Source organism: Mycobacteriales bacterium, assembly GCA_035504215.1.
In the GTDB taxonomy this organism is placed as follows: Bacteria; Actinomycetota; Actinomycetes; order JAFAQI01; family JAFAQI01; genus DATAUK01.
Genome location: DATJSI010000038.1, coordinates 1 through 6,071, shown reverse-complemented (window position 1 = coordinate 6,071; position 6,071 = coordinate 1). Strand labels below are relative to the sequence as shown.

Sequence of the window (6,071 nt, the reverse complement as noted above, 5' to 3'; positions counted from 1 at the left end):
CTACCTGCTGGTGGCGAAGGGCTCGAAGGCGAACAGCTGGCTGTCGAAGCTCTCCAGCGGGACAAAGGTGTCGGTTGCATCCTCGGTCGTCACCGATGCCGCGAAGCCGTTCGTCCAGGCCTACGGCGTCGGCGTAGCCGTCGTGCAGACTCCGGGCGTGGTCAGGTCTGGTCTGAGCTGCAACAGCCTTGGAACCAAGCAGCCGGCCAGGACCGAGATCGGGTTCGCCAACGGCGGCAAGACGATGATCATCGCGATCGTTGCGGACGACCCCGCTGCCGACGAGCACGGGCTCGACGAGGACCAGATGTCGGAGCTCATGGTGCAGCTGGGAGCCACCCAGGCCTACGCGTTCGACGGCTCTGGTTCGACCGAGCTGCTCGCAAGGGTGCACCCGTCAAAGCCGCTGAAGCTCGAGAACTACCCGGCCGACGGCCAAGAGCGCCCGATGCCGGTGGGTCTCGCGATCCTCTCCCGGCCGGTCAAGCACAAGTAGCGGGCACGGCGGCCCGGAGGTCTAGCGGGCTCGGCTGCGGCCGGAGCGGTCCTCGCGCAGCTTGGTGAGTGCCTCTTCGAGCAGCTCGTCGCCCTCGGCCATCGTGCGGCGCATCATCAGGAACTCGAACGGGGTCTTCGGCGGACCACCGGCCATCCGCTCGCGCGGTGGCGGTTCCTCGCGGTTGGGTCCGGCCGGCTGGCCGCACACCTGGCATGCCCAGGTCTGCGGGAGCTCGACGTGCAGCGCGAACGCCGGCCGGCTCTCATGCCCGGCGTGGCACCAGTACGAGACGGCGCGGCGCGGCTCGACCACACCGCCGCGGTCGACCTCGGAGCCCGGCGCGCCGCCTAGGCGGCCGCCGCGGATCGTTGACCGGCGCGAGCCCATCGTCTGTCTCCCGTCTTTCGTCGTCCCGTTTGCCTGGACCGCCGTGCGCCTAGAGTGCGCGGACGTTCTCCGCCTGCGGGCCCTTCTGACCGGTCGTCACGTCGAACTCGACGCTCTGGCCTTCGTCGAGGCTGCGGTAGCCGTTGCCTTGGATCGCGGAGAAGTGCACGAAGACATCAGCACTTCCGTCGCTCGGGGCGATGAAGCCGTAGCCCTTGTCGGCGTTGAACCACTTGACCGTGCCTTGCGCCATGAATCGCTTCCCTAGGTGCTCGGCCCGATCCGGGCCTTCGGTCGACGCGTGCACCCGAGTGGGCGCATGACCATCGCGTGCAGCCCGGCGCCCGCGCCGGATGCCTCGACCTCGACCAAGAGGCTAACACCGCATGAACGCCGGCGAATGCGGTCGAGCCGGCTCAGCCGCCGGAGACCAGGGCGTCAGCGGCCGCCGGCGGCGGCGCAGGATCGAGCGCGGCTTCGCGCCAGCCGGCCGGCAGGACCACGCGACGCGGGCCCTGGGTATGGCCGCGGGCGAGCCTGATGTTGTCCGCCGGAAGGGGGGTCTCGGGGCCGACCCGGTCGAGCAACGCGTCGATCAGCGCGTCGAGCTCGCCGAGCGAGGACGTCTGAGCGAGGTCGCGGCGGGCGGTCCCGCCGACCGGGTACCCGGTGAGATACCAGCCGACGTGCTTGCGAAAGTCTCGTACGCCGACCAGCTCGTCGCCCTTCGTCTCGACGAGCAGCCGGACGTGGCGGCGCATCACGCGGGTGACCACGCCGAGAGTCGGAGGTGGTGAGACCGGCCGACCGGCGAACGCATCGGCGAGGTCACGGAACAGCCAGGGCTTCCCGAGGCAGCCGCGCCCCACGACCACGCCGTCGCAACCGGTCTCCCGCATCATCGCGATGCCGTCCTCGGCCACCCAGATGTCGCCGTTGCCGAGCACCGGGACGGACCGCACGGCGCGTTTGAGCTCGGCGATCGCCGACCAGTCGGCGGTCCCGGAGTACAGCTGCTCCGCGGTGCGGGCGTGCAGGGCCACTGCGGCGGCGCCCTCGTCCTCGGCGATCCGGCCGGCGCCGAGGTAGGTGAGGCCGGCCGCGTCGACGCCCATGCGCATCTTCACCGTGACCGGGATCGTTCGCGCAGCACGCACCGCGCTGCGCACGATCCCGGCAAACAGCACTTCGTGCATCGGCAGCGCCGCGCCGCCGCCCAGCTTCGTCACCTTGGGCACTGGGCAACCCATGTTGAGGTCGATGTGGTCTACCCCCGAGTCGCCCACCAGTCGTTCGACCGCGCGCCCGATCGTCACCGGGTCGACGCCGTAGAGCTGGATGCTCCGCACCCGCTCATCGGCGCCGAACCCCACCATCCGGCGGGTCTTCTCGTTGCCTTCGATGAGCGCGCGCGCCGACACCATCTCGTTGACATAGAGGCCCGCGCCGTAGGAGCGGCACAGGGTGCGGAACGCCGCGTTCGTGACGCCTGCCATCGGGGCGAGCACGACCGGCGGATCGACCGTGATCGGGCCGATCTTCAGCGCGGTGGTGTGGACGCCCACAGTTCCGTGATACCGATCCCGATCTCGGCCAGCAAACGCCGAAGCAGCGGAAGCGAGAGCCCGATCACATTGCTGGCGTCGCCGTGGATGCCGTCCACGAACGGTGCGGCCCGCCCGTCCAGGGTGAACGCACCCGCGACCTGCAGCGGCTCGCCGGTCGCGACGTACGCCGCGATCTCCTCGTCGGTGGGGTCGCCGAATCGAACCGTTGTCGATCCCACCCCAGCGGCGCGTGCGTCGTTCACGGTGTCGATGACGCAGTGCCCGGTGAGCAGAACGCCCGTGTGGCGTCGCATTCGCTGCCAACGTTCGGTGGCCGCCTCGGCCGTGCCGGGTTTGCCCATGGTGACGCCGTCGAAGACGAGCATCGAGTCGCAGCCGAGCACGAGCGCCGACTCGTCAGCAAGGCGCTGAGCAACCGCGTCCGCCTTTGCGGCCGCGAGGGCCGAGACCAGGTCGTGCGGGTCGTCGAACAGACCCTCGTCCTCATCGACTCCGCTGACGACGACCTCTGGATCGAGCCCCGCGTCGCGGAGCAGCCGCAGCCGGGCCGGCGACGCGGACGCCAGCACCAGCCGACGCGCGGTCATCTGCCTGCGGACAGGGCTCGCAGCGCGAAGTCGGCGTAGAGCGTGACCCCGTCGGCCATGACCGAGTCGTCGAACGCCGCCTCGGGCGAGTGGTTGAAAGGCGCGGTTGCGGCGTCGCGCGCCGGCGGCGTCGCGCCGAGGAACACCATGACACCCGGCACCGCGTCGAGCACGCGCGAGAAGTCCTCCGAGCCGGACATCGGGTTGGGCAGGGTGACCCATCGGTCCTCGCCGTGCTCGTCGGCGACGCTCGTGCGGGCGAGGTCGACCTGCTCGGCGGCGTTGACGGTGATCGGGTAGAGCTCCTCGATGTCGGCGTCGACCTCGAGCCCGTACGCCGTACCGATTCCCGTGCAGACACCCGTGATCTCGCTGAGCAGCCGCTCGTGGGCGGCACCGGAGTACGAACGGACGGTTGCCTCGAAGCTCGCCGTGTCGGGAATGACGTTGTACTTGGTGCCGGCGTGGAAGGCGCCGACCGTGACGACGACCGGGTCGAAGATGTCGAAGCGCCGCGTCACGAACGTCTGGAGCGCCGTGACCATCTCGCAGGCGGCGGGAATCGGGTCCTTGGCGCGGTGCGGGGACGAGCCGTGACCGCCCGCTCCGCGCACGGTGACGCGCAGGGTGTCGGCCGCGGACATGATCGTCCCGCTTCGGCTGGCGAAGTAGCCGGCGGGGAGCAGCGAGGACGTGACGTGGATCGCGAATGCCGAGTCGACACGCCGACCGGCTGCATCGAGCACGCCCGCCTCGACCATGTGGCGCGCGCCGTCGTAACCCTCCTCGCCGGGCTGGAACATGAACACGACATCGCCGGCGAGGTGATCGCGCTCGGCGCTCAGCACGCGTGCCGCACCGATCAGCATCGCGGTGTGCAGGTCGTGCCCGCAGGCGTGCATGGTGTCGCCGTTGGCCGCGAACGGCTCGCCGGAGTTCTCGACGACCGGCAGCGCATCCATGTCGCCCCGAAGCAGGACGGCGCGTTCGCTTCCGGCGGTGCCGCGGAGCACGGCGGTGACAGAGCTGAGCGGCTCGCTGCCGGTGGTGATCTCGAGCGGCAGGCCGTCGAGCTCGGCAAGGACGCGTTCCTGCGTCCGAGGCAGGGTCAAGCCGGTTTCGGGGATCTGGTGAAGGTCGCGACGCAGATGGACCAGGTCGTCCTGCACCTGCGCAGCGAGCTCAGCTGTGGCCATGCAGGCCAACTTACTGATCGGACATACTCTGCGGGGGAGGTCATGTCCATGACACAGCTCGCCGCCCACGGCACGATCGCCATTCCTGAAGCCACGACGGGTCGGCCGGCGACGTCGCTCGAGAGCTGCGACATCGCGGTCGCCGACCTGGTCGAGAACTCGGCCCGCTGGTTCGCCGCCGAGCCCACTGAGCTGGTCGGGCTGCTGGAGCGGCTGAACGATGCCGTGCTCGCGCACGCCTCCGACTGGGTCGCCGCGGGGTGCGACGCCAAGCGGCTGCCGCCCGACGGACCGCTGGCCGGCGAGGAGTGGGCAAGCATCGCCATCTCGGCCCGCTACGTGCGGTTGCTGGCGGCCTCGCTCACCGATATCGCCGCCGGCAACAAGCCGCAGTTCCCCGGCCGTCCGCACCCGGTCACCGGGGGGCACACGGCGGTTCCGGCGTTTCCCTTCGACGCGTTCGACAAGGTCGCGTTGTCCGGCTTCAGCGCGGAGATCTGGCTCCGCCGCGGGGTGACCGGTGCCCAGGCGGTGGAGCGGCAGGCGGCCGCCTGGTTCGGCGGCGGCGCTCCGGGCGTCTCGCTCGTCCTCGGAGCCGGCAACGTGGCCTCGATCCCGTTCACCGACGCGCTCGACCGGCTGTTCATCGCCCGGCACCCGGTGGTCCTCAAGATGAACCCGGTCAACGACTACCTCGGTCCGATCTTCGAGCGGATCCTCGCCGAGCTGATCGATCGAGGCGTGCTACGGATCGTGTACGGCGGGGCCGAGGTCGGCACGCACCTCGTCCGCCACGACGGCGTCAGTGATGTCCACGTCACGGGCTCGGACAAGACCTTCGAGGCGATCGTCTTCGGGTCCGGCGAGGACGGCGCTCGGCGCAAGGCGGCTGCGGAGCCACTGGTCACCAAGCCAGTGACGGGCGAGCTCGGCAACGTGTCTCCCGTGATCGTCGTACCGGGGCCGTGGGCACCCAAGGACATCGCGTTCCAGGCCCAGAACATCGCCTCGATGCTGACCAACAACGGCGGCTTCAACTGCATCGCGCTGCGCGCCCTGATCACCTCGAACTCGTGGGACCTGAGGGACCAGCTGCTCGACGCGGTGCGTGACGCGCTGCGCGAGGTCGGTGACCGCTACCCGTACTACCCCGGCGCGCGCGAGCGCTACGACCGCTTCGTCGCCGCGCACCCGGAGGCCGAGCGGTACGGCGACGAGAGTGCCGGTGGCGTGCCGTGGACGATGATCCCGGGCCTGCAACCCGCCGCGCAGGAGGAGATCGCCTTCACGACCGAGGCCTTCAACGGCGTCTTCGGCGAGGTCGGGATCGACGCGACCGGCACGGTCGACTTCCTGCGCAAGGCGGTGGAGTTCGCGAACGACGGCGTCTGGGGGACGCTCGGCTGCTCGTTGATCGTCCATCCGAAGTCGCTCACGAGCGCGGAGGTGGCCAGGGCGGTCGAGCAGGCGATCGCGGACCTGCGGTTCGGCACGGTCGCGGTCAACCACTGGTCGGCGCTCGGGTTCCTGATCGGCTCGACCCCGTGGGGCGCCTACCCCGGTCACCCGATCACCGACGTGCAGTCAGGAATCGGCTTCGTACACAACTCGATGATGCTGGCCGAGACCGATATCGAGAAGACGGTGGCGCGCGGCCCGTTCCGAATGCCGGTCAAACCGACCTGGTTCGCCACGAACAAGACAGCGCAGCGGTCGGGGGAGATGTTCGCCCGGTTGATGGCGAAGCCGACCTGGGGGAAACTGCCGAGTCTCATCACGACCGCACTGCGCGGATAGCATCCAGGCAACTGGAGCGAGTTGCTGCAGTTGCGTC

General features: G+C 70.0%; 7 protein-coding genes. 2 read left to right on the top strand and 5 right to left on the bottom strand.

Features of this window, described 5'->3' with window-relative positions:
* Positions 1–496: phosphodiester glycosidase family protein (locus VME70_04745; GenBank protein HTW19507.1), on the top strand; the 496-nt coding region annotated here is incomplete at its 5' end.
* 21 nt (positions 497–517) lie between these two features.
* Here the strand turns inward: VME70_04745 and VME70_04740 are convergent.
* The 5 genes from VME70_04740 to VME70_04720 all read right to left on the bottom strand — a co-directional run bounded on the left by VME70_04740 (position 518) and on the right by VME70_04720 (position 4,237).
* The gene (locus tag VME70_04740; GenBank protein ID HTW19506.1) at positions 518–886 is read right to left on the bottom strand and encodes an RNA polymerase-binding protein RbpA; all 369 of its coding nucleotides are present in this window, start codon (positions 884–886) and stop codon (positions 518–520) included.
* A gap of 49 nt (positions 887–935) precedes the next feature.
* Positions 936–1,139, bottom strand: coding sequence for a cold-shock protein (locus tag VME70_04735; GenBank protein ID HTW19505.1), 204 nt, complete (start codon positions 1,137–1,139; stop codon positions 936–938).
* Between the two features lie 163 nt (positions 1,140–1,302).
* Positions 1,303–2,430, bottom strand: a complete 1,128-nt coding sequence (gene dusB / locus VME70_04730; protein HTW19504.1) for a tRNA dihydrouridine synthase DusB — start codon at positions 2,428–2,430, stop codon at positions 1,303–1,305.
* On the bottom strand, positions 2,427–3,041 hold the full coding sequence (locus tag VME70_04725; GenBank protein HTW19503.1) for a Maf family protein: 615 nt from the start codon (positions 3,039–3,041) through the stop codon (positions 2,427–2,429). Before VME70_04725 ends, dusB begins: the two co-directional genes overlap by 4 nt.
* Positions 3,038–4,237 carry a M20 family metallopeptidase gene (locus tag VME70_04720; protein HTW19502.1) on the bottom strand — a complete coding sequence of 400 codons (1,200 nt, stop codon included), beginning with the start codon at positions 4,235–4,237 and terminating at the stop codon, positions 3,038–3,040. The genes VME70_04725 and VME70_04720 overlap by 4 nt, the downstream gene beginning before the upstream one ends.
* Positions 4,238–4,285: 48 nt before the next feature.
* Here VME70_04720 and VME70_04715 point away from each other — a divergent pair, with 48 nt between their 5' ends.
* On the top strand, positions 4,286–6,034 hold the full coding sequence (locus tag VME70_04715) for an aldehyde dehydrogenase family protein (GenBank protein ID HTW19501.1): 1,749 nt from the start codon (positions 4,286–4,288) through the stop codon (positions 6,032–6,034).
* Positions 6,035–6,071 lie beyond the last annotated feature (37 nt).